This is a genomic window from Paenibacillus sp. JJ1683, assembly GCF_053006485.1.
Window position 1 is genome coordinate 2164387 of the sequence record NZ_CM129820.1, and the last position, 26572, is coordinate 2190958.

Genomic DNA, 26572 nt, shown 5'->3' on the forward strand with positions numbered 1-26572 from the left:
GAAAGGAAAGCTGCAGGTATATTTTATTGAGAATAGTTATCATTTTCATTCTATAATGAATATCTAGTCGTTGTACCTGTGAAGGAGGATTTACGTGACAAAGCATACCTTTAGTGAACATGTCATAGATGTAATTCAGGAACGCCGGACGATTAAACGATTCAAATCTGACTCTATCCCGGTAGATACGATTAAAGAACTACTGGACGTCGCGGTATGGGCTCCTAATCATAAAATGCGTGAACCGTGGCGCTTTCTGTTGTTTGCTGGTGAGGGACGGAGAAAGCTTGCAGAGGCAATTGCCGCCGATATCGGTAAGGATAACAAGTTTGAAAATGGGATTCTACACAACCCGATACAGCTTTTAGTGGTGATGGAAGAAGACCCGCGTCAAGCAGTTTGGGATGAAGATTTTGCAGCGGTCAGCGCGCTTGTACAGAACTTTATGCTTGCTGCATGGAGCAAAGGAATCGGAACGTTTTGGGTGACAAAACCATTTTTGTATTCGCCTAAATTCCGTGAATGCTTGGGAATTCAACCAGGTGAGAAGGTAATTGGAATGATATATGCAGGCTATCCTGATGTTATCCCGGAATCAAGATCCCGTACTCCAGTAGCCGATAAGTTAACCTTGATTGACAAATAATCTGTCGTCAGATAAGCTTAGTTGAGGATCTGAAATTAGGGTTGAGAGCTAAATTTAGAACATTATATTTTTTTGCAATGAATGAAAATTTGGAAGCACCTTTTTTCATATAGGCAATGATTCCCGAGAGGAACATTTCAATATGAGGAAGAGGTGCTTTTTGATATGTATGGAAAATTACATGGAGCGTGTCTATATGGGATAGATGGCGTTCTGATCGAAGTTGAGACTGATTTGTCCAATGGCTTGCCTCAAACCGCGATAATCGGATTGCCGGATTCAGCGATTCGAGAGGCAGTAGAGCGTGTGAGAGCAGCAATCAAAAACTGCGGATTCAAATATCCATCCCAGCGTGTCACGATTAACTTAGCTCCTGCTGATTTGCGTAAGGAAGGTTCATCTTTTGATCTTGCCATCGCTTTAGGCTTGCTGACAACCAGTGAGCAGGTGTTTTACCGGTGGGGGAACGAACGCTGTTTATTGGCGAGCTGGCGCTGGATGGCAGCATTCGTCCTGTGATGGGGTGTTGTCCATGGTTGATCTGGCCAAGCGAGAGGGATTCGATTCCGTGCTGCTTCCTCAAGAAAACGCAAGCGAGGCACGTCTAATTACGGATATACGTATTTACGCTATACGTCATACGCCATCTAGTGCATCTTATTCCGGTTAATGATCATGCACAAGGCACTCCGGACGGCCACGTGATGGAGTTCCTTGATCTTCATTTGTAGCGTGGCAATCCGCTTGAGCAGCTCTCCGTCGTTTTTCATTCGCTCACTTCAATCAAGTTTACGAGCATAGCCCTGACATCGCGGGTTTTTTTTTATTGCCTACTGATAAAGATGGTCATCTTTTCCAATCTGTTTGTCTGTTTCGATTCTATAAAAACTAGCATATTCTATATTATTACAAAAGAAGGGAAGTTGATTCGAATGGGAAAAGTAAATTCTTCTAGAAAAATTCTGAAACCTACGCGTCGCCTAAGAACTAAAGCAGGTACCGCATTCATTTTTAGTCTCAACAATGTAGGTCCGAATTTGTTCCAAAGTCGCTTGAACTTGGCTGGGTTTGTTAATTCCTCAAGTAGGGTACTTGTCTCGATTACGGAAATTGGTATTTTTGGTGGTCAAGTTAAGCCGTTTCAAGGAGCTGCTACCATGACGATCCATAACGTCGTTCCGCATGACGACGGTATAGTAATTGTACGTGGGAATACTGGCTGGGGTAGTCCCCTCAATATACGACTTTCAGTCGTGGTTTTCTAATCGTTCAGATCTGCTGAACGCACTTCTCACGGGTGAAAACTGAAAACTCCCGCCACTACGCGGAAATAAAATGTCGAATTCGCGGCAGGGCACAGAGCAAAAAGTCCTGACATCTCAGGTTTTTTTGTTCCTTCAATTTCTCATCAGACTTATCTATCAGAGAACGCAGTTATCCATGATGATCCATCCTTTAGTTAGGATAAAAAAAATCAATAAAGAATGGAAATCGCACTCCCGCGTACGGCAATAGGAAACGCTCGTCAAGCCTTCGGCTTCTCCTCTTCGCGCCGACCCAAAGGGAGACGGCTTACTTGTCTTCTTTTTAGAGTTACATCATCGTGGAAAGTAAACTCGACAATACATCATTCCTGATAAATTTTAAATTAATAATATTTATGAAATTATAAGAAAATCACAAACGTGTTTTAATAGAGCCTAAAAGAAAAAAGCGATCTCCCACCGAAAGGAAAACCGCTTAGTATCGTCAAACCCTTGATATTACTTGGTTTTTCAATGCGTGAAAATGTATCATAATATCCTTCTTATGGGACGGCCGGGTGCTAGAAAAACGATGCTCATCCGCAGGTCGCCCTTAAAAATACGCCCGGTGAGAGCGAAGCGCCGATTGTCGTTGCCAAGGGGAGCGGTCGCATTGCGGATAGCATTTTAGAAAAAACCAAAGAACATGGTTCCTGTTCAGGAGGATGCTGCGCTTGTTGAAGTGCTGTCCAAACTTGATTTGGACGAACCCCGGAATCAAGACCACGTACTCCAGCAGCCGATAAGCTAACCTTGATTGACAAATAATCTGTCGTCAGATAAGCTTAGTTGAGGGTTTGAAATTAGGATTGAGAGCTAAATTTAAAACATTATATTTGCAATGAATGAAAATTTGGAAGCACCTTTTTTCATATAGGCAATGATTCCCGAGAGGGACATTTCAATATGAGGAGAGGTGCTTTTTTGATATGTATGGAAAATTACATGGAGCGTGTCTATACGGTATAGATGGCGTTCTGATCGAAGTTGAGACTGATTTGTCCAATGGCTTGCCTCAAACCGCGATAATCGGATTGCCAGATTCAGCCATTCGAGAGGCAGTAGAGCGTGTGAGAGCAGCAATCAAAAACTGCGGATTCAAATATCCATCCCAGCGTATCACGATTAACTTAGCTCCTGCTGATTTGCGTAAGGAAGGCTCATCTTTTGATCTTGCCATCGCTTTAGGCTTGCTGACAACCAGTGAACAGATTGTTTTGCCAGTGGGGGAACGAACGCTGTTTATTGGCGAACTGGCGCTGGATGGCAGCATTCGTTCTGTAAATGGGGTGTTGTCCATGGTTGATCTGGCCAAGCGAGAGGGATTCGATTCCGTGCTGCTTCCTCAGGAAAACGCAAGCGAGGCACGTCTAATTACGGATATACGTATTTACGCTATACACCATCTGGCGGATCTTATCCCAGTTAATGATCATGCACAAGGCATCCCAGACGGCCAAGTGACCGATCAAAATTGTACTGCCAGTAAGCAAGTTATAATCCATTCCTATGACCATTTACCTCAAGCAGAGCATATACCGTTGTGCGAGCAAGAAGAACTAGCCAGTAATATGGAGGATTACAGCGATGTGCTGGGTCAGCTACACGCCAAACGTGCATTAGTTATCGCTGCAGCAGGAATGCACAATATTCTTCTTATGGGACCACCGGGTGCTGGAAAAACGATGCTCATCCGCAGGTTGCCCTCTATCCTACCGCCTTTGACTGAAAAGGAGTCGCTAGAAGTGACCAAGGTATACAGCGCAGCAGGAAAATGGAAGGAGTCCTCGTCTCATCTTATGCATGTTCGTCCCTTCCGTGCGCCTCATCATACAATCTCTGCTGCTGGATTGGTGGGCGGAGGAGGCATACCCAAACCAGGAGAAATCAGTCTTGCACACCGAGGGATTTTATTTCTAGATGAGTTGCCAGAGTTTAGCCGCCATGTGCTAGAAGTGCTGCGGCAGCCCCTGGAAGACCACCATGTGACAATCAGTCGTTCACGTGCTGTATTTAAGTATCCGGCGCATTTTTTACTTGCAGCTTCTTTGAATCCGTGTCACTGTGGCTTTTTCGGCAATAACACGGAACATCAGCGCTGTACCTGTTCACCTGCAGCAGTAGCTCGATACCGTTCACGTATTTCCGGTCCATTGCTGGATCGAATTGATCTTCAGCTTGAGGTATCACAACCAAAGGATTGGCGGGAGGAAAAAGAATCCCTGTCGTCTGCTGACATGAGAAAGCAGGTGTTGGTTGCTCGAGCAATACAAATCCGCAGATACAGTAAGCTTCCTTTTTCATGGAATAGTGAGCTGTCCGGTCAGATGCTGCGTAAATATGCAGTATTAGATCAAAATGCAGCGGAGCTGCTTGATCAGACGATGGATGCACTTGGTTTAAGCATGCGTGCGTATGATCGAATTCTCAAGCTGTCCCGCACCATTGCAGACTTACATGAGTCAGAGAAAATTACGACTTCACATGTGGCTGAAGCTATTCAATACCGCCATATGGATAAAGCAAGCGCCAATTTATCCGAAATGTAAAAAGGCGATAAAATTAGCAGATACAGTACGATCATTTTTAAGGAAAAGTTTTCCAAAGGATATGTGTACGAGAGAAAACGGAAAAAAGGACAAAAAAAGCTCCAGGCAAAAAGACCTGGAGAAGAAAAAAAGATTATGACAATAGTGATTATACTATGAGTATATCAATTTCGTATATACGATTATGCATCATCTCCCATGTTACTTGATGGAAAAACAACAAGCCCCTTGACCAATACGGTTGAGGGGCTTGTTGTGAATTTCATTCTAACTCTGAGTTACAAAACGTTCAGTTTCACTTCAATATTACCGCGGGTAGCGCGGGAGTATGGGCATTGTTCATGTGCGCCTTCCACCAGTTTTACCGCAGTTTCATGATCTACGCCTTTGACCAGAACGTCGAGGTTTACTCCGATTCCGAAGCCACCGTCTTCGACTTTGCCAAAATGGACCGTAGCTGTGACTTCGGTACCTTCATGTTTTACACGCTGCATGCGAGCCACCATATTTAAAGCACTGTCAAAGCAAGCAGAATAGCCTGCGGCGAACAGCTGCTCTGGATTTGTACCTGCACCACCAGCGCCACCCATTTCTTTTGGAGTATCAATATCTAAACGAAGTTCAGGGGAAGAAGACTCGATATAACCGTTACGCCCACCAACTGCTTTTACTGTTGTTTCATACATTTTTTGTTGAATGGTCATCATAATCCAATCACTGCCTCTCGCTCAATTTATATTTTACGCAATTTAATTTATCAAAATAATTATCGTTTGTAAAGTATTTTAGGCAATTAGAATGTATTTTGTTATATAATGTGCTAAAATAATGACGAAAGCAGGTGACTAGACAGCATGGAAAACAATTTTAATAAAGATGCAGCGTTGAAACTTGATAATCAGTTATGCTTTGCCATATATGCATGCTCCAGAGAGATTACAAAGCTGTACCAGCCTTATCTGGAAAAGCTTGGTGTAACGTACTCGCAATATTTGGTGCTCATCGTGCTTTGGGAGCGTGAAGAGTGTACAGTGAAGGAATTGGGTGAGGCGTTATATTTGGATTCTGGCACACTAACTCCACTATTAAAGAGGTTACAGAATGCCGGGTTGATCGATCGAAAGCGTTCCACTCAAGATGAGCGTAAGGTGCTGATTTCTTTGACGACAGAGGGAAGAGCGTTGCGGGATAAAGCCCTGTCTGTACCAGGATGTATACAGGAAAAAACAAGTATGACTCATGATCAATTTGGGTCGCTTTTGCTTCAGTTTAATGATCTGCTTGATCGTGTTCATCAAGCGAATGTACAGATTGAAAAATCATAATAGATACTTTCAGTTGCTCTTGCGAATTCTTACGACATGAGTTGTTGTTAACTGAAAGAAAAATGCCCTTAAATTCTAATGAAATAAAGTACCTCTCATTGCGGATTAGGTAATCCCATTTTGCGGAGGTGCTTTTTTGTGTGAATTTGTATTAAAAAATAAAATCCAATAATATCCAAACATTCGATTTTGGGAATGATAATGATATCAAAATACTGTAATTCATGAGGTTAAATTATAAGGAAAGCGTTTTAAAAACATGTTACAATGATGTAGGTTTAGTATAGATTTCCTTGTGAACCGCCCTTGTTGCAGTCATGTTGATAGGAGGATTCCAGAATGAATATCCATGAATATCAGGGTAAAGAAGTATTAAAGCAGTACGGAGTGGCTGTACCGAACGGCAAGGTTGCCTACACGGTGGAAGAAGCCGTTGCTGCGGCAGAAACGCTTGGAAGCGCTGTTACGGTCGTAAAAGCACAAATTCATGCTGGTGGACGCGGTAAAGCGGGTGGCGTAAAAGTTGCCAAAGGTTTGGATGAGGTGCGTACTTTCGCTTCTGAAATTTTGGGTAAGGTGCTTGTGACACATCAGACCGGACCTGAAGGTAAAGAAGTCAAACGCCTTTTGATTGAGGAAGGCTGTGATATTCGCAAAGAATATTACGTAGGCGTTGTCGTGGATCGCGCGACTGGACGCATCGTATTGATGGCCTCCGAAGAAGGCGGTACGGAAATCGAAGAGGTGGCTGCGGCTACTCCGGAGAAGATTTTTAAAGCAGTTGTTGATCCAGTAATTGGGCTTCAGGTGTATCAAGCTCGTAAACTGGCGTATGAGATTAATATTCCCAATGAGCTGGTAAATAAAGCGGTTAAGTTTATGCTGGCGCTTTACGAAGCATTTGTGGACAAGGACTGTTCGATTGCAGAAATTAATCCCCTAGTCGTTACGGGTGATGGGAATGTAATGGCGCTGGATGCCAAATTGAATTTTGATTCCAATGCGTTGTTCCGTCATAAGGATATTCTGGAATTGCGTGATTTGGATGAAGAGGACGAGAAGGAAATTGAGGCATCTAAATATGATCTAAGCTATATCGCTCTGGACGGCAATATTGGCTGTATGGTCAATGGTGCAGGTTTGGCGATGGCCACGATGGATATTATCAAATATTACGGTGGCGATCCGGCCAATTTCCTGGACGTTGGAGGCGGTGCAACAACGGAAAAGGTAACCGAAGCGTTCAAAATCATTTTGTCCGATCCGAAGGTAGAAGGTATTTTCGTCAACATTTTCGGCGGGATTATGCAGTGTGACATCATTGCGAACGGCGTCGTGGAGGCTGCCAAGCAGTTGGGGCTGACTCGACCGCTTGTTGTCCGTCTTGAAGGAACGAATGTTGAGCTCGGCAAACAGATTTTAGCGGAATCCGGTTTGAATATTGTGGCAGCTGATTCCATGGCGGATGGTGCCCAAAAAATCGTTGAACTTGTTCAATAGCCTGTTTGCATTCCGATATGCCGAATAAACGATAGGGGATGTGAAGATCGTGAGTATTTTGGTCGATAAGCATACAAAGGTGATTACACAGGGGATTACGGGAAAAACGGCGTTGTTCCATGCCAAAGGTGCACTTGATTACGGTACACAAATGGTAGGTGGCACCTCTCCAGGTAAGGGAGGCACCGAGGTAGAAATTACACTGGAAAACGGGCAACAGGTCAAACTGCCAGTGTTTAATACAGTAAGCGAAGCCAAGGAAGCTACAGGCGCAACTGCTAGCGTCATTTACGTGCCGCCGGCTTTCGCAGCGGATTCCATTTTGGAGGCTGTGGATGCGGAACTGGACCTCGTGATTTGTATCACAGAGGGGATTCCGGTGCTTGATATGATCAAGGTCAAACGTTTTATGGAAGGCAAAAAGACCGTTCTGATTGGCCCTAACTGTCCGGGTGTTATTACGCCAGGAGAGTGTAAGATTGGTATCATGCCAGGTTACATTCATCTGCCAGGTCATGTAGGCGTTGTGTCACGTAGTGGTACTTTGACCTATGAGGCAGTGCATCAGTTAACCACTAGAGGTATAGGTCAATCTTCCGCGGTTGGTATTGGTGGTGACCCAGTTAAAGGTTCAGAATTTATTGATATTTTACATCGCTTTAATGAGGACCCCAACACTCATGCTGTCATTATGATCGGAGAAATCGGTGGTACAGCCGAGGAAGAGGCTGCCGAGTGGATCAGGGACAATATGACGAAGCCGGTGGTTGGCTTTATCGGTGGGGTGACTGCGCCTCCAGGCAAACGGATGGGGCATGCAGGTGCCATTATTTCTGGCGGAAAGGGAACGGCAAAAGAGAAGATTGCTACGCTTGAAGCCTGCGGGATCAAGGTGGCGCCGACTCCTTCCGAAATGGGCTCGACACTGGTAAGTGTGTTGGAAGCGCGTGGTATTTTGAATCTGTGTACGACACATTAAATCGTGTTTCTTCATTAATATACAGGCTGTAAATCAGCATCGAAATTTGCTGCTGGCTAGTGTATAATGAAAGAAAGGTAAGCAACCTTTTTATCTTCTGAAACAGGGGATGAAAAGGTTGCTTTTTTTGCGTTAAGACAGGCTTGTCAGGGAAACGCTTGCAAAATGATTCATTGTGCCACAAAATAAGGAAGGGTTCACTCTTCCATGAATGGGGGAACCACAGTTTGGAAGAAAGATGGCTTTTATTAGGTCTACATGAGTTAGAAGGAATCGGAAGAAGAACAATTCAGCGTATTTGGTCGAGTGATTATCGATTGCATGAGCTACTGCATTTTAGCGAACAAAAGTGGATTGAGATAGGCTTAAGTCCCAACCAGGCACGCATTGCGGCACAGTGTTACGATGAAGAATGGGTACATGAACGATATCAGCGAATTCAATCGAGTGATATTGGTATGGTAACTTATGTGGACGAAGATTACCCCCTATTAATGAAGGAAACAGTTGACCCACCTTGGGTAATGTATACAAAAGGGGATAAATCACTTTTGCACACATGTTCTGTAGCCATGGTAGGAACTCGCGTTCCTACTGCGTATGGTCGAAGAGCAGCGGAGATACTAACAGAGGAATTATGTAATGCAGGGATTACAGTAGTGAGTGGATTAGCGAGAGGAATTGACAGTATTTGCCATGAAACAGCCCTACGCCGGGGAGGCAACACGATTGGTGTGCTTGGAACAGCGATTGATCAAATTTATCCTCCCCAAAATGCCTCTTTGTTTGCAGAGATGGTTAGTAAAGGTCTGATCGTATCGGAGTATCCTCCAGGTACGAGGTCGCATCCCGGGATGTTTCCACAACGTAATCGCATTATTGCCGGTTTAACGAAGGGGACACTCGTTGTCGAAGCAGACGCTAGGAGCGGTTCCTTGATTACAGCGGATGCTGCGCTGGAGGCAAATCGAGATGTGTTTGCTGTTCCTGGGCCCATTACGTCACCGAAGAGTAGAGGCACGCTGAACTTGATTAAGCAAGGAGCCAAAACGGTCACTGAGGCTTCGGATATTATTGAGGAGTATGAAGCAGATTTGCGTACAAGGCAGGTTTCTTCATACAATAGAGAACAGAGTCTTAATCTTAAGAAGGTCTCCAAAGCATCAGAAAGTGAGACTTCTGAGGAAAATCGTGTGGTGGTGCTGCTGGAACAAGGAACCATGACACTGGATGAACTGCTTGATGCTACGGCATGGGATTTTGGACTTTTACACGCAGTTCTGTTATCGTTAATCATAAAAAAAAGGATCGCTCAGCTAGCGGGCACAAAATACAAGCTTATTTAGTAGTTGTTTTTGTCAAATCCTTAGTTAGTAAATGCGCAAAATTCAATTTTAATCATAGGTGGAGGGAAAAATGGCGTTTATCCGCATCGCGGATACCTACTCCTTCCCCACTTCCTGAAATGTGTTGAATTTATAGCTCGCACTAACGAACTATACTCACCACATTTCAGGAAGTCTATCATATTCATGTGTGTAATTGAGAGGAGGAAGAGCCTATGGCGGATTCACTCGTCATCGTGGAATCGCCTTCCAAGGCGAAGACGATCGGCAAATACTTAGGCAGCAAATATATCGTCAAGGCTTCCATGGGTCATATCAGGGATTTACCTAAGAGCCAGATCGGCGTAGAGGTCGAAAATGATTTTAATCCCAAATATATTACCATTCGAGGTAAAGGCTCCATTCTAAAAGAGTTAAAGGATGCCCGAAAAAAAGTAAAAAAAGTATATCTGGCGGCTGACCCGGATCGCGAAGGTGAGGCTATTGCTTGGCATCTGGCGCATGCGCTGGAACTGGACGATACGGCGGATTGTCGTGTGGTGTTTAATGAAATTACGAAGCAGGCCGTCAAAGATGCTTTTAAAACCCCACGCAAGATCAATATGGATTTGGTCAATGCGCAGCAGGCACGACGGATATTGGATCGACTTGTCGGCTACAAAATTAGTCCATTGCTCTGGAAAAAGGTAAAAAAGGGTCTGTCAGCTGGGCGTGTACAGTCGGTTGCAGTGAAAATTATTTTGGACCGGGAAAACGAGATCAATGAGTTTGTACCGGAAGAATACTGGACGATAACAGCTAAACTAGCTATTAAGGACAGCACTTTTGAAGCGAAATTCCATAAGCTACGCGGCGAAAAGAAAGAGCTCTCTAGCGAAGCGGATGTACAAGAAGTGTTAGAAGCTATCGGAAAATCGTCTTACAAGGTGCGCGATGTGAAAGAGAAGGAGCGTTTACGCAATCCGTCTCCTCCATTCACAACAAGTTCCTTGCAGCAAGAGGCGGCTCGAAAGCTCAACTTCCGGGCATCTAAAACCATGTCTGTAGCGCAGCAGCTGTATGAAGGTGTGGATTTAGGTAAAGAAGGGACTGTGGGTCTGATTACGTATATGCGTACGGATTCCACACGGATCGCTACTTCGGCTCAAGAGGAAGCGAAAGAGGTCATTATTCAAAAATATGGCGAAGATTTTGTGCCTGAAAGTCCTCGTCAGTATTCAAAAAAATCGGCTAATGCTCAGGATGCGCATGAAGCGATTCGTCCAACCTCCGCCTTGCGTGATCCGGAAACCGTTAAGCCTTTTATGAGTAGAGACCAGTTCCGATTGTACAAACTGATATGGGAACGTTTTATGGCGAGTCAGATGGCTTCGGCTATTATGGATACTTTGTCCGTTGATATTGAAGCAGGCGAGACGATATTCCGGGCAGCCGGTTCGAAGGTTCGCTTTCCAGGCTTCATGAAAGTGTATGTGGAGGGGAATGACGACGGTAAAACCGAAGAAGATAAGCTGTTGCCCCCACTTCAGCCGGGCGATAAGCTGAAAAAGGAATCGGTTGAACCGAAGCAGCATTTTACACAACCGCCTCCTCGTTATACGGAAGCACGACTGGTGAAGACACTGGAGGAATTGGGTATAGGACGCCCGAGCACGTATGCACCGACCCTGGAAACCATTCAGAAGCGCGGTTACGTCGCTATTGAGGAAAAGAAATTCTTCCCAACCGAGCTGGGAGAGTTGGTCATTGAGCAGATGGAAGAATTTTTTCCAGAGATTCTGAATGTAGAATTTACTGCGAATATGGAAGGTGATCTTGACCACGTCGAAGAGGGCGAAGGTGATTGGGTCAAGGTGTTGAGCGACTTCTATGAGTCATTCGAAAAGCGCCTGGAAGTGGCTGAAGAAGAAATGAAAGAAATTGAGATCAAGGATGAAGTATCCGACGTTATCTGTGACAAGTGTGGCAGTCAAATGGTATATAAGCTAGGCCGCTTTGGTAAATTTCTGGCCTGCTCTGCCTTCCCGGATTGCCGTAACACCAAGCCAATTGTCAAGGATATCGGGATGAATTGTCCTACATGCGGTGAGGGACATGTCGTCGAACGACGAAGTAAAAAAGGACGTGTCTTTTACGGATGTGACCGCTACCCAGAATGTGATTTTGTATCCTGGGATAAACCGTCCATTAAGCCTTGTCCAAGTTGCAGTGGCCTAATGGTCGAAAAACGTACTAAACAGGGGACGAAGCTCAACTGCACCGTCTGCGATCACAGCGAAATGCTGGAAGAGAGCGATGAGAGTGTAGAGACTTCTTAAGAACAAAGAAGCAGGGGGATTTAAAAGTGAGTGAACTACAAAAGGTAACGGTCATCGGAGCAGGTTTGGCGGGCAGCGAAGCTGCCTGGCAAATTGCAAGCCGTGGAGTGCCAGTTAAATTATATGAAATGAGACCGGTTGTAAAAACACCCGCACATCATACAGATAAATTTGCCGAACTTGTATGTAGTAATTCCTTGCGCGCGAACGGTCTGACGAATGCAGTAGGCGTATTGAAGGAAGAAATGAGAATACTAAACTCTTTGGTTCTGAGTGCGGCAGATCTCCATGCTGTTCCAGCTGGTGGGGCATTGGCAGTGGATCGTGATGGATTTTCCGGTCATATTACAGATACGCTTCATCAACATCCTTTGATCGAGGTCGTTAATGAAGAACTTCAGGAACTCCCAGAGGACGGTATTGTGGTCGTTGCCACGGGACCATTAACTTCTCCAGCTTTGTCAGAACAGATCAAAACGCTGATGGGAGAGGAGTATTTTTATTTCTACGATGCGGCAGCTCCGATTGTAGAGAAGGACTCCATCGATATGAGCAAGGTCTATCTGGCTTCCCGTTATGATAAAGGAGAAGCAGCTTACTTAAATTGTCCGATGAACGAAGCGGAATTTGATGCTTTCTATGAGGCTTTAATTACTGCTGAGGTGGCACAAGTCAAGGAGTTCGAAAAAGAAATCTACTTCGAAGGCTGTATGCCTATCGAAGTGATGATGCAGCGCGGGAAACAAACGGCATTGTTCGGACCGATGAAACCTGTAGGTCTTGTAAATCCACATACAGGGGAACTACCCTATGCAGTTGTTCAGCTTCGACAAGACAACGCTGCAGGTACGCTATATAATCTGGTTGGTTTCCAGACTCACCTCAAATGGGGGGAGCAAAAGCGTGTGTTTTCAATGATTCCGGGACTCGAAGAGGCAGAGTTTGTACGTTACGGTGTGATGCATCGCAATACCTTTATTAATTCTCCACAACAGCTTCACCCAACTTATCAGTTCAAGGGAAGAAGTAATCTGTTCTTTGCCGGACAAATGACAGGTGTAGAGGGTTATGTGGAGTCGGCGGCCTCAGGTTTGCTGGCTGGTATAAATGCAGCACGAGCAGCACGTGGACAGGAAATGTTCGTATTTCCTGCGGAAACGACACTAGGCAGTATGGCACGATATATTACAACTGCTGACTTCAAACATTTCCAACCGATGAATGCAAACTTTGGTCTTCTTCCAAAGCTGGAGACACGCATTCGTAACAAAAAGGAAAAGAATGAAGCTCTCGCAAATCGCGCGTTGGAAAGTTTGCGCGGTTATATCAACCAAACGGGAGTTATGTCAACAGAAGTACAGGCATAAGGATGAAGGAAAAGGAGGAGCGCGTTATGGATATGTCCTTTCATGCTACCACCATCTGTGCTGTACGCCATAATGGCAAAGGAGCTATTGCGGGTGATGGGCAGGTAACGTTCGGCAACAGTGTTGTGATGAAGCAGACGGCTAAAAAAGTACGTAGATTGTATCGTGGTCAGGTCGTTGCGGGATTTGCGGGTTCGGTGGCCGATGCTATCACATTGTTTGAAAAGTTTGAAAATAAGCTGGAGGAACATCACGGCAATCTTCAAAGGGCTGCTGTAGAACTGGCTAAGGACTGGCGGCAGGATCGTGTACTACGCAAGTTGGAAGCGTTAATGATTGTGATGGACTCGTCCGGGATGCTGCTCATCTCTGGAGGCGGAGAAATTATTGAACCTGACGATGATGTGTTGGCCATTGGCTCAGGTGGTAATTTTGCATTGGCAGCTGCCCGTGCTTTCAAACGTCATGGCTCTGGTATGGAAGCAAAGGACATGGCACGGGAAGCGTTAGAGGTTGCTTCGGAAATATGCGTGTATACGAACAGTCAGATTATCGTGGAAGAATTGTAAATCGGCTCTGAGTATTCAAGGGTGGAGGAATGCAAAATGAATAATCAATCGTTGACGCCCAGACAAGTGGTATCCGAGCTGGATAAGTATATTGTCGGACAAAAGGAAGCTAAAAAATCTGTTGCTGTTGCCTTGCGCAACCGTTATCGGCGTAGTAAACTGCCGGATGATATTCGGGATGAAATTGTGCCCAAAAATATTTTGATGATCGGACCGACAGGTGTGGGTAAAACTGAAATTGCACGTAGACTTGCGCGGCTAGTGGGGGCTCCTTTTGTCAAGGTAGAGGCAACCAAATTTACAGAAGTGGGTTACGTCGGTCGTGATGTGGAATCCATGGTGCGGGATCTGATGGAAACCTCTATCCGTATCGTCAAGTCGGAACGAACAGAGAATGTGAAAGACAAAGCAGAGGACATGGCAAATGAACGGATTGTCAATATCCTTGTACCTGCAGAAAAGTCAAATAAATCGCAACGAAACCCTTTTGAAATGCTGTTTGGCAATAACACAGGGACTTCGGTAGAAGAAGAACCGCCACAACAGGACGGAACCTTAGCAGAGAAGCGACGTAAGGTTAAATTTGATCTGTTGTCCGGTAAGCTTGAGAATGATGTCATAGAGATTGATGTGGAGGATACCGCACCCAATATGCTCGATATGTTTGCTGGGCAAGGGAATGAACAAATGGGAATGAATATGCAGGAGATGTTTGGAAGTTTCCTGCCTAAGCGGACGAAGAAGCGCAAGCTACCAATCAAAGAAGCCCGCAAGGTACTGATTCAAGATGAAGCAGCTAAGTTGATCGATATGGATGATGTGATTCAGGAATCTGTGAAGCGTGCTGAGCAATCAGGTATTATTTTTATTGATGAAATAGATAAGATTGCCAGCCAAGGCAAGGGAAGTGGCCCAGATGTGTCGAGAGAAGGAGTCCAGCGCGATATTTTACCTATTGTCGAGGGCTCTACCATTATGACCAAATACGGCCCGGTAAGAACAGATTACATTCTGTTTATTGCTGCAGGGGCTTTTCATGTGGCTAAACCATCAGACCTGATCCCAGAGCTTCAAGGTCGTTTCCCCATCCGGGTGGAGCTAAGTAGCCTGACCTTGGATGAGTTTGTGTCGATATTGACGGAGCCTAAAAATGCGCTGACCAAGCAATACACTGAACTGCTCCGCACCGAGGATATAGAAGTCGAATTTTCTGCGGAAGCGATCCGTGAGATCGCTAGTATTGCCGAGTCCGTTAATCGCAACACCGAAAATATCGGCGCACGGCGTTTGCATACCATCCTAGAGAAGCTGCTGGAGGATCTGTCATTTGAAGCACCAGAGCTTACATTGGATCGTATGATTATCACCCCGGAATATGTGCGTGAGAAGCTGGGAGATATTGCCCAAAACAGGGACCTTAGTCAGTATATTTTGTGAACTGAGTCTCTAAAAATAGGGTGTGTGGTCCAGAATAACACTATCTTGCACCGTCGTTTAGTCCTAGACACAGGTTAAGTTGATGATTTTTCTGTCTATTCCAAAAGTAGGACGTATAATCTTTTACAGGTGTAAAGTGCTAAGAAAACATTCATTTTCTTGAAAAAAACCTGAAAAATTTAACATTTTATGCATCTAAAGCCCTCTTTTTTAAAAAAGATAGGGCTTTTTTCTTATTGTAATTAGGTCCCAACTCTACGAAACTTAGAATATATGACAGAAAGTTAAGATTTTCTACTTAAGACCTAAAAGAAATGTATAATTATGAAATTTTATTGTCGAAAAAAAGTGAAAAATCTTGTTTTATTGAATCTTACTTTGGAGTAGACGCTGGAGGGAGGAGCTAAATGAATCTGCTGGGTGATATAAGCTTTCAAAAGCTTCAGGCAGGTGTACAGGCGGCCAATACGAGACAACGTGTGATGGCCGATAATATTTCCAATGCGGATACCCCGTATTTTAAGCGTTCGGAGGTTTCATTTGAAGAACTGCTTCAGCAGCAAATGGACGGTGATGTCACGCCATTGCGTGGAAAAGTAACCAATTCAAGACATTTTCAAATAGGACCTGTGAACTCCATTCCTGATGCCACGGTCACCAAAGATGGGTACTCAGTCATGAATAACAACATGAACAACGTAGATATAGACAGAGAAATGAGTCTTATGGCTGAAAATCAACTAAGATATAATACCTACATCCAAGAAATTAATGAGCGCATCAAAATGATGAGAACAGCGGTAGAAGGGAGATAGGACGAGGTGAAGATTAACAACGGCTTTGATATTAGTGCATCTGCTCTTACGGCCCAGCGGTTGCGGATGGACGTTATATCGAGCAACATTGCCAACGCAGAGACAACTCGGGCGAAGGTAGAGAATGGACAAGCAATTCCATATCGGAGAAAAACGGTTGTTTTGGAGCCGAACCAATCTGGCTTTGCCGATGTTTTGAAGGCTCAAATGGAAGGAAGTAGTACAAGCGCCGCTGGCGTTAAGGTTTCGCAAATTCAGGAAGATCAGTCACCTTTGAAGCCAGTGTACAATCCGGGTCATCCGGACGCTGATAAAGATGGCTATGTATATATGCCTAATGTAGACATAATGAAAGAAATGGTCGACATGATTTCCGCAACACGCTCATACGAAGCCAATGTAACAGCTCTGAATGCTTCAAAGGCGATGGTTTCCAAAGCGCTTGAAATCGGCCGCTAAGTTCCAGGACTACTAACTACTTAATAGGGAGAGTAAAACATGATTCAGAACGCCATGTTTAACGTACAGACACCGGTAATACAGCAGATTCAATCGCCTAACAATGAGTTGACGAAAGCGACGCCTTCCGAATCCTTGAAGGATTTTGGGTCCTTCCTAAAGGATGCTCTCAATGAAGTAGGGCAGCAGGAAGCCGCTACACACCAGATGTCCGACCAATTCATGGCAGGCAAAGTTGATGTAGATCAAGTCATGATCACTTCACAACAAGCGCTGCTTTCCCTGCAGCTTACTACACAGGTCCGAAACAAAGCGATCGAAGCCTATCAGGAGATCATGCGTACACAGATGTAAAGTGAGGGTTTAGCAAAGTTTCGGATGGGGTGACGGAGTGAACGAGAGAATCGCCCAATACCGGGATAGGATTTCCGGGTATTGGAATAATTTCAGCAAAAAACAGAAGATATTACTTGTTTCGACATTAGCATTCATCATTATCGCCATTGTAGTGCTAACGATGCAGTTTACCAAAACCGAATATGAAGTGGCCTTCCGGGATTTAAATGCAAATGATGCCGCTGGGGTCATTAAATATCTCGATTCTGCGGGTATACCGTATCAGCTTAATGCTGGTGGGACACAAATTTCAGTCCCAACCGCTAGTGCAGATAAGGCGAAGGTAGATGTTGGGTCCCAAGGGCTGATACAGAAGGGGTCAATCGGCATGAGCGCCTTTGACCAGTCCTCCTCGGCCATTGGCATGACGGAGAACGAGTTCAATGTGAAGTACAATAACGCATTGAACGGCGAAGTACAGCAACTGTTGGAACGGATGGACGGTGTCCAAAGCTCCAAAGCTGTCATTAATATGCCAAAGGAAAACATCTTTGCCGGACTTGAAGAAAAGGACAAAGCCTCTGCTTCGGTTCAAATGGAATTCGAACCTGGTTTTACTCCCAATCAACAAGCGATCGACGGATATTTTAACCTGGTAAAAACGGCTGTACCGAATTTGCCAGTAGAAAACATTACGATCACCAATAAGGAGTATGAGTTAATTCCAACGGCCAAGGGCGGCCAAGGCGGACTCACGAGTGGTGTTCAGGAAAACATGGCTCTACAGAAGAAGTTTGAGAGCGATGTAAGGAATAATGTCCAACAATTTTTGTCGAAAATTGTTGGAGACGACAAGGTAAACGTGCTGGTTATGTCCCAGCTAAATTTCGACAAAGTAACATCAAAGGAACAAATGGTCACACCTGTTGACCAAACGAAAATGAAGGGTATTGAAATCAGTGCCCAACAAATTCAGGAAAGTTATACGGGCAGTAGTGGACAGACTGGAGGAGTTGCAGGGACAGGAACGCAGGATGTCCCGGGTTACCCTGGAGGAGCCAATTCCGGCAATACCAGTTCGGATAAGAGCTCAAGTACGATTAACTACGAAGTTAACCGAATTGCAAGGGATATTATCCAAAGCCCGTACACTGTAAAAGATTTAACCATTAATGTAGCAGTTGAACCACCAACAGGTCAGCAAACGTTGGATACTGCAACTCAGACAGCAATTCAAAACATTTTGGTTAATATTGTAAGAGCGTCGCTTGCGAATTCCGGTACTACTTTTACAGACGCTGATTTGGCTAAAAAGGTTTCAGTGTTCTCGCAAGCTGCTCCGGCGCCTACGAGTACCAATACATTCTTCTCAGCTTCCAACCCGTGGATGTGGGGCATCGGAGCTGCAGTTCTGGCACTGTTGGCGGGTGTAATCTTCTTCATCGTACGCAGTCGTCGTAATCAGGAAGAAGAGTTGGATGAAGAATTGCAACTCATGCCAACGCCGACGGAATTCCCGTCCATTACGATGGAAAGTGTGACAAATGAAAGTCAAGTGCGTAAACAGCTTGAAAGTCTGGCGAAAAAGAAACCCGACGAATTCGTCAATCTGCTTCGTACATGGCTGGCTGACGAATAGAGGTGAGTTCATTGGCAAAGGCAAGCAGTCAAGGTTTAACGGGAAGACAGAAAGCAGCTATTCTTTTGATCACAATGGGGCCAGAAGTATCTGCTCAAATATTCAAGCATTTGCGTGATGAAGAGATCGAGCAACTTACATTGGAAATTGCCAATGTACGGAAGGTCGATGCCATTGAAAAGGACTCCATTATGGCCGAGTTTCATCAAATTTGCCTGGCTCAGGAGTACATTTCCCAAGGCGGTATTAATTACGCCAAAGAAATATTGGAAAAAGCGCTCGGATCACAAAAAGCTGTTGAGGTCATTAACCGTTTGACAGCGACATTACAGGTGAGACCTTTCGATTTTGCTCGTAAGGCGGATCCGAACCAGATATTGAATTTTATACAAAATGAGAATCCGCAAACCATTGCTCTCGTGCTTTCATACTTGCAGTTCGAGCAAGCGGCGGCAATTCTATCGTCCCTGCCACAGGAAAAGCAGGCAGAAGTGGCCCGGCGTGTTGCTGTCATGGACAGTACATCTCCAGAAGTCATCTCTCAAGTGGAGAGAGTATTGGAGCAAAAGCTCTCGGCAACTGCGACGCAGGATTACACGAATGCAGGCGGTATCGAGTCTATCGTTCAGATTTTGAATGGCGTAGACCGCGGAACCGAGCGTACAATTCTCGACTCGCTTGAAATTCAAGACCCTGAACTGGCTGAGGAAATCAAGAAAAGAATGTTTGTTTTCGAGGATATCGTCAATGTGGACAACCGGTCCATTCAACGCATTATCCGCGATATCGACAATGCAGACTTGCAATTGGCGCTTAAAGTGTCCAGTGAAGAAGTACGCGATGTGATTTTCCGAAATATGTCGAAACGTATGGCAGAAACCTTCAAAGAGGAAATGGAGTACATGGGACCGGTGCGGCTGCGTGATGTGGAAGAAGCACAAACACGTATCGTATCAACGATCCGCAGATTGGAAGAGGCCGGTGAGATTATAATCGCACGCGGCGGAGGAGATGACATCATTGTCTAACTTGATTAAATCTTTCCAATATGTGCCTGTAGAGGCTTTGAAAACGATTGATGTGGCACATACGTACGTGTCAGAAACGACGGATGAAGAAATCACAACCGAATATACGGAGCCGGAGCCTCAGCGAGATTATGAGGCAGAACGGCTCCGAGATGAAATGCTGAATGATGCTAAGGACTTTGCCGAACGTCAGGTGCGCGAGGCGGCTGAAGAAGCGGAACGAATGCTTCAGGAAGCACAGCAGCAGATTGAAGATTGGTGGCAAGAACGACGCGAACATGACGATCAGTTGATTCAGTCGATAAAAGCAGATGGATTTCAACAAGGGTATGAAGAAGGCCAGAAGCTGGCCGAGGCTGAGCTTCAGACGAAATCGGAGCAGATGATGGAAGAAGCACAAGATATTCTGCGTCAGGCCTATGAGATTAAGGAACAACTAATTCAGGAAGCCGAGCCTTTTCTGGTTGAACTGAGTAGTGCGATTGCCGAGAAGGTGATTGAAAAACAGCTTAGTCTTGAACCGGAATATACGATTGAGTTAATTCGCAAAAATTTGGCTCGTAAGCGAGAAAAAGGAATCATCACATTGTGTGTGTCGCCTCAGCATTTCGCATTTGTGCAAGGTGCGCGGGAGGAATTGTCATTAACTGTCGATTCTCAGGCAGAACTGCAAATTATTCCTGATGGTACCGTAAAGGATCGCGGTTGCGTCATTCGTTCTTCCTTTGGAAGTGTGGACGCCCGGATCGATACGCAATTAGCTGAGATTAAAAAGGAACTACTGCGTCTGGCACATGAAAATGAGGAGCGAAGACATGAAGGGGCTTAATGCGCAGCGCTACATGGATCATTTGCGACAGCTGGACCCAGTTCGGGTGAATGGCAAGGTTACACAGGTTATCGGCTTGATGGTTGAATCGGAAGGTCCAGACGCTAGTATCGGGGATGTTTGTTATATTTATCCGGGCAAAGCGGCAAAGCCATTGCAGGCAGAGGTTGTTGGCTTCAGAGACAATAAAGTGCTTCTGATGCCACTTGGAGAACTACAATCCATTGGTCCTGGTTGTGATGTCGTAGGCACAGGGAAGCCGCTGAATGTGCAGGTGGGATCGGAACTCTTAGGCAAAGTGCTGGATGGTTTGGGCCAGCCTTTGGACGGATCACTGATTCCCTCGCGGATGGCGAGATATTCAACTTTTAATATACCGTCTAATCCGCTGAATCGTCCGCGTGTACAGGAACCCATTAGTATCGGAGTACGTGCAATTGACGGGTTGCTTACGATTGGTAAAGGACAACGGGTTGGTATTTTTGCGGGTTCGGGTGTAGGTAAGAGTACTTTGATGGGGATGATTGCCCGTAATACGGAAGCAGATGTGAACGTAATTGCCCTGATCGGAGAACGTGGACGCGAGGTGCTGGACTTTATTGAACGGGATTTGGGCCCAGAGGGACTAGAACGCTCTGTAGTCATTGTGGCAACTTCCGACCAACCTGCGTTGATCCGCATTAAGGGTGCACTTATTGCAACGACGATAGCGGAGTATTTTCGGGATCGCGGGTTGAATGTCATGCTAATGATGGATTCAGTTACCCGGTATGCGATGGCTCAGCGTGAAGTCGGTCTAGCAGTAGGGGAACCACCAGCAATGAGAGGATACACTCCATCTGTGTTCGCTAGTCTGCCTAAGCTGCTGGAACGCGCAGGGACAGGACCTACTGGCTCTATAACCGCCTTTTATACGGTGTTGGTTGATGGTGACGACATGAACGAGCCCATCGCAGATGCGGTGCGTGGGATATTGGATGGACACATTGTCTTGAATCGCGGGATTGCGAACAAAGGACATTTTCCTGCAATTGATGTGTTAGCAAGTATTAGCCGGGTCATGAAGGACATTGCACCACGAGATCAGATAGATGCTGCCGAAAACATTAAGCGCTTGATGGCCATTTACAAAGATTCAGAGGACCTCATTAATATTGGGGCTTATCAACAGGGTTCGAATGCAGAAATTGACGAATCTATGGAGCGCATACGGGATATATGGGATTTTACAAGACAAAGAACGGATGAAAAGGCTGAACTGGACGAAGTACGAGAACGTTTGATTTCTGAATTTACGAGGAGATGAAGGTTGAACGATGAGATTTCAGTATTCCTTTCAAAAAGTTGTAGACTTGAAAACGAACGAAAAGTCACAGGCCGAATGGCTGCTTTCCAGTGCTGTTGGACAATTGCAGGTTGAGGAGCAGACATTAACACAGCTTATAGGCGAAAGGAATCGGGTCATATCCGCCATTCAAAAGGCTGCCGAAGATTGCGCGCCACTCTCTAGCATTCAGGAATTACAAGCTTATGTCAATCATCTGGACCAATGTATTACACGCAAGCATAGGGATGTTCAATATGCGCAGCAAAATGTGCAAAGCAAACAAACCGTTTTGACCGATAAAATGCTGGATGAACAAGTTTGGCTGAAAGCGAGAGAGAAGGCCAACGTGAAATTCCAACAGGAAATGCTCCTGCGCGAGCAGAATGAGCTGGATGAAATGGCTTCCGTGCGATTTGCCATGAAAGCCCGGTAAGCGGAACGTCATAGGATACGCATATCAGCTGCCTGAGGAGGAAGACGATGGCACAGAAGTTAGCAGAAAATGAACTGGATATGGATTTAGGGAAGGAATCAGGCGGGGGATTTGAACGGTTTATGTTTTTCCTGATTCCGATTGTCTTCACAATTGTTCTGGTCGGGGTCTTGCTCACACTGTTCAATATGGACTTCAGAAGCGAAATGATCTCATTAGGGAACAAAATACCAATTGTTAAAAATTGGATTCCTGAACCGAAGGATAAGGCAACCCAGACAAAAGAGGCAGATCAGAAGGCACAGTCTGAAAGCTCTGAAGCAACCATTCAGCAGTTAAAAGCGGATTTAGCCAAGCAGACGGAAGAACTCAAAAAGGCTACGGCTGCTAAAACGACACAAGATAAAAAGGTTACTGAACTTCAAAATCAGGTCAATACACTGCAAACGCAACAGGAACAACAGTCGCAGACGGGTCAACAGGGACAGGTTGGGCAGCAGGGACAAGCAGGTACGCAAACTACAGACGGAACATCAAATGAAGATCCTTATGTAAAACAGACCAGAGAACTTGCCAGCATGTATGAAGGAATGACGGCAAGTAAAGCTGCACCGATTATGGAGAATCTGACTACGGAAGAGACCGTGCAGCTGTTAAGTTATATGGACCCTGCCAACAGTGCGAAGATTTTGCAAAAGATGGACGCTAAAAAAGCAGCGGATATTACGATGGCTCTGAAAAACGTAACGCCATCTACGGATTTATCGGTAGCGGCGTTGCAGTCCCGTTTGAAAAAGGATCAGGGTAGTACAGCTGGAACGACGAGTAAAAGTCTGCAAAGTACTCAAATCAGCAGCACATTTGCTTCCATGGACAAGAAAAGTGGTGCCGAACTTATTTTACAAACTTACAAAATCAGTCCAGATAAGGCATTAAACATATTAAATACAGTAGATGATTCGACACGTGCTTCTTTACTGCAAAATATGTCTGCGAAGGATGCAGGTCAGACCGCGAAAATTTTGAATAAGCTGATGGGCAGTAAGTAATTTAAAATTGAAGGGAGGTGAAAAATATATGACCCTTATTTCTCAAAGTGTATCTCTTAGCTCTAGCCCAACAGCTAGCAGTACGACAGCGTCAGCAACAAGTACAACCACGGCTGCTGGAGCAACCACGGGTGCCTTTAATCAAACACTAACGCAAATGATGACAGGCGGGCAAACAGGCTCGGCTGGAACAGATGCGAATGGTTCTCCATTAGTTATGGTACTACCGCTTATTGCAAACGGAGAATCTGCGGAAGCTCCAACCGAGCCGCTTGTTGAAACATTGGCTCCTTTGCTGCAAAATCTCGAAAAGTTGGATGATCAGGTAGTTGCCGATCCTGCGCTGCTTGCAGCTTTACAATCATGGATTCAGCAAGTACAACAGTTTTTGCAAGGCAATGGAACAAATCAAAAGGCAGACGGCGGGGAAACGGCAGAGGCTACAGGCTTAACAGCCTTGGCAGCTAATCCGGCAACTCTTCGGTTTGCATTACAGGACGCTTTGTCACAACTTGCCAATGTAGCAGAGCAGGCTTCGGGCGACCAAAAGGCTAAGGTGACACAGTTACTACAATCGCTTCAAAGCGCAACAGCTGGGACTGGAGCTATTTCCGATGAACAGTGGAATGGAGTATTGAAAGCTGTGGAACTTGCTGATAGTGGAGATTCACAAGTGGTTCAGCCTTCTGCACAACGGGCAAACGGTGCTCAGACATTAACTGCAGCATCTACAAACAAACAGGTTACTCCTCAGCAGCAAGCAAGTCAGGGTGAAACTAGCCAGCAAGGCTCAGAAGGACAACGTTCATCAACGAATCTTCTCGTTCAGTCCGCAGTTAAAACGACTGTAACGGATGAAGCGGGTACATTCGTAGATGCAGCTGAGCAAGCGGATCCGTCGGCAACTGATAATCAGACTCCGGTGATCACGACTGCGGGGCAGCTTTCGGTACAAACGCAGGGAACAACACCTTCGGCTCCGGCTCAACCAGTCGTACATGTACGACAATTTGCCAAGGAGATGACTGAGTTTGTAGTGCAGAAACTTGATATTGTAAAGCACACTGGTTTGACAGAAGCGACCATCATGCTTCGTCCAGATCATCTGGGCCAGCTGGAGGTTAAGCTGACGATGCAAAACGGCCATCTGGTTGCCCAGTTTATGACTGAGCATAGCGGGGCGAAGGATCTGCTGGAACAGCAAATGTCTCAGTTGCGTACGAGTCTTCAGAGTCAAGGTATTCAAGTGGATAAAGTAGAAGTAACGCACAATGAGTCGCTATCCTCCCATATGTATCAGGATGGACGCGGTTCTGGAGCTAATCAGCAGCAGCAATCTAACCAACGTTCTAAAGCTCGAGGTAGAGAAGAGAGCGAGGATGCTTTGAAAGTAGCTGAAATGACAGAAGAGCTTCGTAACTGGACAGCAGAACAACGCGCAGATGACATGAATCGGACAGGCTCCTTTACAGCACAAGCGTAATGATGGAGGTGAGAACACAATGACGACTACAGACAACAATGTATCCACCAGTAACGTCTGGCCGAATTACAATGTGAATAATGTCAAAACAGCAAGCGCCAAGGATACTAAGACGATGGGTAAAGATCAATTTTTAAAGATATTGATCACTCAGCTACAAAATCAGGATCCAATGCAGCCTTTGGAGGATAAAGAATTTGTCGCTCAAATGGCACAGTTTTCCTCGGTGGAACAACTGATGAACATATCTACGCAGTTGACTGCATTGGGACAGTCTTTGGGTACAGCTTCTGGTTTGATAGGAAAAGAAGTTAGCTGGATTGAGCCGGGTAAAAAGGATTCCATTACAGGTGAAGCAGGCGCAGGTACAGTGAAAAGTGGAATCGTAGATTCCATCGTTATTCGCGACGGTGTGCAGTATGCCAAAATGGGAGCGGCTGAGGTGGCATTAAAAGATGTAACATCAGTAAGCCAGGCTAACACAACGGCTCCTGTTACTGATACGTCAGATACTACATCTTCTTCCTCTACTGGAAGCGGTGAGAACTCATGAATGACAGGATAACGGTCGGACGCCTTTTTCCTACCAACGTTCCTCCGGCAGCGATTTCTCAAAACCGAGTAAATTCGGTAATTAAGGACACCAAGCCGTTTGGTCAGGTGTTGCAGGAACAGGTGCTCAAGCTCAGCAACCATGCAGCCAAGCGACTGGAGCAGCGAGGAATAGAGTTGAGAAGTGACCAAATGGCGAAAATCAACTCTGCTGTGGATAAGGCTGCTGCCAAGGGCGCTAAAGAATCTTTGATTTTAATGCAAGATATGGCTTTGATTGTTAGTGTGCCTAATCGAACAGTTGTTACTGCGATGGACAAGCAGTCCATGGAGGATAACGTATTTACGCAGATAGATAGTGCTGTAATTATTTCATAAAAAGTGGCTGGCCCGAATAGGAAAGCCATGAAAAAGCCGCGGATCGACTGATGCGGCCAACTAAGCAACCAATCAGAGGAGGATTTATACTCAATGTTGAGATCAATGTATTCAGGTGTATCGGGCATGAAGGGCTTTCAAACAAAGCTGGACGTTATCGGTAACAACATTGCAAACGTAAATACTACAGGCTTCAAGTCCAGCCGAGTGATGTTCAAGGATATTTTGAGCCAAACCAGCTCGGGCGCAAGTGCACCTGATGCTACGACAACTGCAGGTCAAAATGCCAAGCAGGTAGGTTTGGGGGTCTCGGTTAGCTCAATTGATACACTGCATCTTCCAGGTAGTGCGATGACCACGAATAACCCAACGGATTTGCGGATTAATGGTGACGGATTTTTCCTGGTCAAAATGAATGATGCACAGGAAGTTCCCTATCTGACTCGTGCGGGTGATTTCCACATAGATGCAAACCGGAATCTGGTGACTTCCGATGGATTTTTTGTGGGAAATTTGGATGGAGATCCAATCACACTTGAAGACAATGTTACGGCAGTCTCTATCTCACAGGATGGCACGATTGTACAGCAATTAGATGATGGTACAGTGAATAATGGCACGCAAATTGGTATAGCCAGAGTTACTAACCCGGAAGGTTTGGAGAAAATTGGAGGCAGCCTGTATCGTACAACGGTCAACTCCAACATTGATGAACTTGAGCCTGGAGCAGCCAACTCAGAGGGGCGTGGAGCTATCATCGCGGGTCAGCTGGAAATGTCCAACGTTGACCTGACAGGCGAATTTACCGAAATGATCGTAGCTCAGCGTGGATTCCAAGCGAACTCACGTATCATTACGACTTCGGATGAAGTGCTTCAGGAAGTTGTAAACTTGAAACGATAAT

At 45.4% G+C, this 26572-nt stretch carries 24 protein-coding genes and 2 pseudogenes; 25 read left to right on the top strand and 1 reads right to left on the bottom strand.

All coding sequences use genetic code 11. The annotated features are described in order from the left end of the window. Positions 1-94: 94 nt before the first annotated feature. From ACUC6J_RS09550 to ACUC6J_RS09565, 4 genes and pseudogenes are all read left to right on the top strand, one after another. Positions 95-646 carry a nitroreductase family protein gene (locus ACUC6J_RS09550; RefSeq protein ID WP_090887219.1) on the top strand — a complete coding sequence of 184 codons (552 nt, stop codon included), beginning with the start codon at positions 95-97 and terminating at the stop codon, positions 644-646. A gap of 165 nt (positions 647-811) precedes the next feature. Continuing rightward, a pseudogene (locus tag ACUC6J_RS09555) lies at positions 812-1350 on the top strand (magnesium chelatase domain-containing protein); the annotation flags it as partial. A 1146-nt stretch (positions 1351-2496) separates the two neighbouring features. Beyond that, positions 2497-2659 (top strand): annotated as a pseudogene (locus tag ACUC6J_RS09560) (EscU/YscU/HrcU family type III secretion system export apparatus switch protein); the annotation flags it as partial. Between the two features lie 220 nt (positions 2660-2879). Further along, positions 2880-4499, top strand: a complete 1620-nt coding sequence (locus tag ACUC6J_RS09565) for a YifB family Mg chelatase-like AAA ATPase (protein WP_090887215.1) — start codon at positions 2880-2882, stop codon at positions 4497-4499. Positions 4500-4777: 278 nt separating this feature from the next. Here ACUC6J_RS09565 and ACUC6J_RS09570 read toward each other — a convergent pair whose 3' ends face one another. Further along, positions 4778-5206, bottom strand: coding sequence for an organic hydroperoxide resistance protein (locus ACUC6J_RS09570; RefSeq protein ID WP_013309874.1), 429 nt, complete (start codon positions 5204-5206; stop codon positions 4778-4780). A 147-nt stretch (positions 5207-5353) separates the two neighbouring features. On the opposite strand from ACUC6J_RS09570, the gene ACUC6J_RS09575 reads away from it, so the two are divergent. From ACUC6J_RS09575 to flgF, 21 genes are all read left to right on the top strand, one after another. After that, a complete protein-coding gene (locus tag ACUC6J_RS09575; protein WP_016820941.1) occupies positions 5354-5824 on the top strand; it encodes a MarR family winged helix-turn-helix transcriptional regulator in 471 nt (156 codons plus the stop codon). Between the two features lie 339 nt (positions 5825-6163). Then, positions 6164-7324: an ADP-forming succinate--CoA ligase subunit beta gene (gene sucC, locus ACUC6J_RS09580; protein WP_447250110.1), complete on the top strand. Its 1161-nt coding sequence runs from the start codon at positions 6164-6166 to the stop codon at positions 7322-7324. 49 nt (positions 7325-7373) lie between these two features. After that, complete coding sequence (gene sucD, locus ACUC6J_RS09585; RefSeq protein ID WP_013370665.1) at positions 7374-8303, top strand: succinate--CoA ligase subunit alpha; 930 nt, start codon at positions 7374-7376, stop codon at positions 8301-8303. Positions 8304-8530: 227 nt separating this feature from the next. After that, entirely contained in the window at positions 8531-9649 is a 1119-nt protein-coding gene (gene dprA / locus ACUC6J_RS09590) for a DNA-processing protein DprA (protein ID WP_025364647.1), read from the top strand. Positions 9650-9864: 215 nt separating this feature from the next. Next, on the top strand, positions 9865-11967 hold the full coding sequence (gene topA, locus ACUC6J_RS09595; RefSeq protein ID WP_016820944.1) for a type I DNA topoisomerase: 2103 nt from the start codon (positions 9865-9867) through the stop codon (positions 11965-11967). Between the two features lie 26 nt (positions 11968-11993). Then, entirely contained in the window at positions 11994-13334 is a 1341-nt protein-coding gene (gene trmFO / locus ACUC6J_RS09600; protein WP_016820945.1) for an FADH(2)-oxidizing methylenetetrahydrofolate--tRNA-(uracil(54)-C(5))-methyltransferase TrmFO, read from the top strand. Positions 13335-13360: 26 nt separating this feature from the next. Beyond that, on the top strand, positions 13361-13903 hold the full coding sequence (gene hslV, locus ACUC6J_RS09605) for an ATP-dependent protease subunit HslV (protein ID WP_013370669.1): 543 nt from the start codon (positions 13361-13363) through the stop codon (positions 13901-13903). A gap of 36 nt (positions 13904-13939) precedes the next feature. Next, positions 13940-15340, top strand: coding sequence for an ATP-dependent protease ATPase subunit HslU (gene hslU / locus ACUC6J_RS09610; protein ID WP_107734247.1), 1401 nt, complete (start codon positions 13940-13942; stop codon positions 15338-15340). 407 nt (positions 15341-15747) lie between these two features. Next, positions 15748-16155, top strand: a complete 408-nt coding sequence (gene flgB / locus ACUC6J_RS09615) for a flagellar basal body rod protein FlgB (RefSeq protein ID WP_017427923.1) — start codon at positions 15748-15750, stop codon at positions 16153-16155. A gap of 6 nt (positions 16156-16161) precedes the next feature. Further along, positions 16162-16614, top strand: coding sequence for a flagellar basal body rod protein FlgC (flgC, locus tag ACUC6J_RS09620; protein WP_013370672.1), 453 nt, complete (start codon positions 16162-16164; stop codon positions 16612-16614). 39 nt (positions 16615-16653) lie between these two features. After that, on the top strand, positions 16654-16968 hold the full coding sequence (gene fliE / locus ACUC6J_RS09625) for a flagellar hook-basal body complex protein FliE (protein ID WP_007430020.1): 315 nt from the start codon (positions 16654-16656) through the stop codon (positions 16966-16968). Positions 16969-17005: 37 nt separating this feature from the next. After that, positions 17006-18589: a flagellar basal-body MS-ring/collar protein FliF gene (gene fliF / locus ACUC6J_RS09630; protein WP_016820948.1), complete on the top strand. Its 1584-nt coding sequence runs from the start codon at positions 17006-17008 to the stop codon at positions 18587-18589. Between the two features lie 11 nt (positions 18590-18600). After that, a complete protein-coding gene (fliG, locus tag ACUC6J_RS09635; protein WP_045243858.1) occupies positions 18601-19617 on the top strand; it encodes a flagellar motor switch protein FliG in 1017 nt (338 codons plus the stop codon). After that, entirely contained in the window at positions 19610-20446 is an 837-nt protein-coding gene (locus ACUC6J_RS09640) for a FliH/SctL family protein (RefSeq protein ID WP_019686987.1), read from the top strand. The genes fliG and ACUC6J_RS09640 overlap by 8 nt, the downstream gene beginning before the upstream one ends. Then, a complete protein-coding gene (gene fliI / locus ACUC6J_RS09645; RefSeq protein ID WP_016820950.1) occupies positions 20433-21752 on the top strand; it encodes a flagellar protein export ATPase FliI in 1320 nt (439 codons plus the stop codon). The genes ACUC6J_RS09640 and fliI overlap by 14 nt, the downstream gene beginning before the upstream one ends. 10 nt (positions 21753-21762) lie before the next feature. Continuing rightward, a complete protein-coding gene (gene fliJ, locus ACUC6J_RS09650) occupies positions 21763-22206 on the top strand; it encodes a flagellar export protein FliJ (protein WP_013370677.1) in 444 nt (147 codons plus the stop codon). Positions 22207-22253: 47 nt separating this feature from the next. Continuing rightward, positions 22254-23255 carry a magnesium transporter MgtE N-terminal domain-containing protein gene (locus ACUC6J_RS09655; protein WP_107734243.1) on the top strand — a complete coding sequence of 334 codons (1002 nt, stop codon included), beginning with the start codon at positions 22254-22256 and terminating at the stop codon, positions 23253-23255. 28 nt (positions 23256-23283) lie between these two features. Beyond that, positions 23284-24738, top strand: coding sequence for a flagellar hook-length control protein FliK (locus ACUC6J_RS09660; protein WP_045243856.1), 1455 nt, complete (start codon positions 23284-23286; stop codon positions 24736-24738). Between the two features lie 19 nt (positions 24739-24757). Beyond that, positions 24758-25291 carry a flagellar hook capping FlgD N-terminal domain-containing protein gene (locus tag ACUC6J_RS09665; protein WP_017427927.1) on the top strand — a complete coding sequence of 178 codons (534 nt, stop codon included), beginning with the start codon at positions 24758-24760 and terminating at the stop codon, positions 25289-25291. Continuing rightward, entirely contained in the window at positions 25288-25668 is a 381-nt protein-coding gene (locus ACUC6J_RS09670; RefSeq protein ID WP_019686990.1) for a TIGR02530 family flagellar biosynthesis protein, read from the top strand. The genes ACUC6J_RS09665 and ACUC6J_RS09670 overlap by 4 nt, the downstream gene beginning before the upstream one ends. Before the next feature lie 93 nt (positions 25669-25761). Beyond that, positions 25762-26571 carry a flagellar basal-body rod protein FlgF gene (gene flgF, locus ACUC6J_RS09675; RefSeq protein WP_016820955.1) on the top strand — a complete coding sequence of 270 codons (810 nt, stop codon included), beginning with the start codon at positions 25762-25764 and terminating at the stop codon, positions 26569-26571. The last annotated feature ends 1 nt before the right edge of the window (position 26572 follow it).

What these genes read in the sequence shown, in the direction of transcription:
- flgB (WP_017427923.1), top strand. Translation starts at nt 15,748, where the DNA reads ATGAATCTGCTGGGTGATATAAGCTTTCAAAAGCTTCAGGCAGGTGTA.
- ACUC6J_RS09660 (WP_045243856.1), top strand. Translation starts at nt 23,284, where the DNA reads ATGACCCTTATTTCTCAAAGTGTATCTCTTAGCTCTAGCCCAACAGCT.
- ACUC6J_RS09570 (WP_013309874.1), bottom strand. Translation starts at nt 5,206, where the DNA reads ATGATGACCATTCAACAAAAAATGTATGAAACAACAGTAAAAGCAGTT.
- ACUC6J_RS09575 (WP_016820941.1), top strand. Translation starts at nt 5,354, where the DNA reads ATGGAAAACAATTTTAATAAAGATGCAGCGTTGAAACTTGATAATCAG.
- hslU (WP_107734247.1), top strand. Translation starts at nt 13,940, where the DNA reads ATGAATAATCAATCGTTGACGCCCAGACAAGTGGTATCCGAGCTGGAT.
- sucC (WP_447250110.1), top strand. Translation starts at nt 6,164, where the DNA reads ATGAATATCCATGAATATCAGGGTAAAGAAGTATTAAAGCAGTACGGA.
- ACUC6J_RS09670 (WP_019686990.1), top strand. Translation starts at nt 25,288, where the DNA reads ATGAATGACAGGATAACGGTCGGACGCCTTTTTCCTACCAACGTTCCT.
- fliE (WP_007430020.1), top strand. Translation starts at nt 16,654, where the DNA reads ATGATTCAGAACGCCATGTTTAACGTACAGACACCGGTAATACAGCAG.
- ACUC6J_RS09655 (WP_107734243.1), top strand. Translation starts at nt 22,254, where the DNA reads ATGGCACAGAAGTTAGCAGAAAATGAACTGGATATGGATTTAGGGAAG.
- topA (WP_016820944.1), top strand. Translation starts at nt 9,865, where the DNA reads ATGGCGGATTCACTCGTCATCGTGGAATCGCCTTCCAAGGCGAAGACG.
- flgF (WP_016820955.1), top strand. Translation starts at nt 25,762, where the DNA reads ATGTTGAGATCAATGTATTCAGGTGTATCGGGCATGAAGGGCTTTCAA.
- hslV (WP_013370669.1), top strand. Translation starts at nt 13,361, where the DNA reads ATGGATATGTCCTTTCATGCTACCACCATCTGTGCTGTACGCCATAAT.
- fliI (WP_016820950.1), top strand. Translation starts at nt 20,433, where the DNA reads ATGAAGGGGCTTAATGCGCAGCGCTACATGGATCATTTGCGACAGCTG.
- ACUC6J_RS09665 (WP_017427927.1), top strand. Translation starts at nt 24,758, where the DNA reads ATGACGACTACAGACAACAATGTATCCACCAGTAACGTCTGGCCGAAT.
- fliJ (WP_013370677.1), top strand. Translation starts at nt 21,763, where the DNA reads ATGAGATTTCAGTATTCCTTTCAAAAAGTTGTAGACTTGAAAACGAAC.
- ACUC6J_RS09565 (WP_090887215.1), top strand. Translation starts at nt 2,880, where the DNA reads ATGTATGGAAAATTACATGGAGCGTGTCTATACGGTATAGATGGCGTT.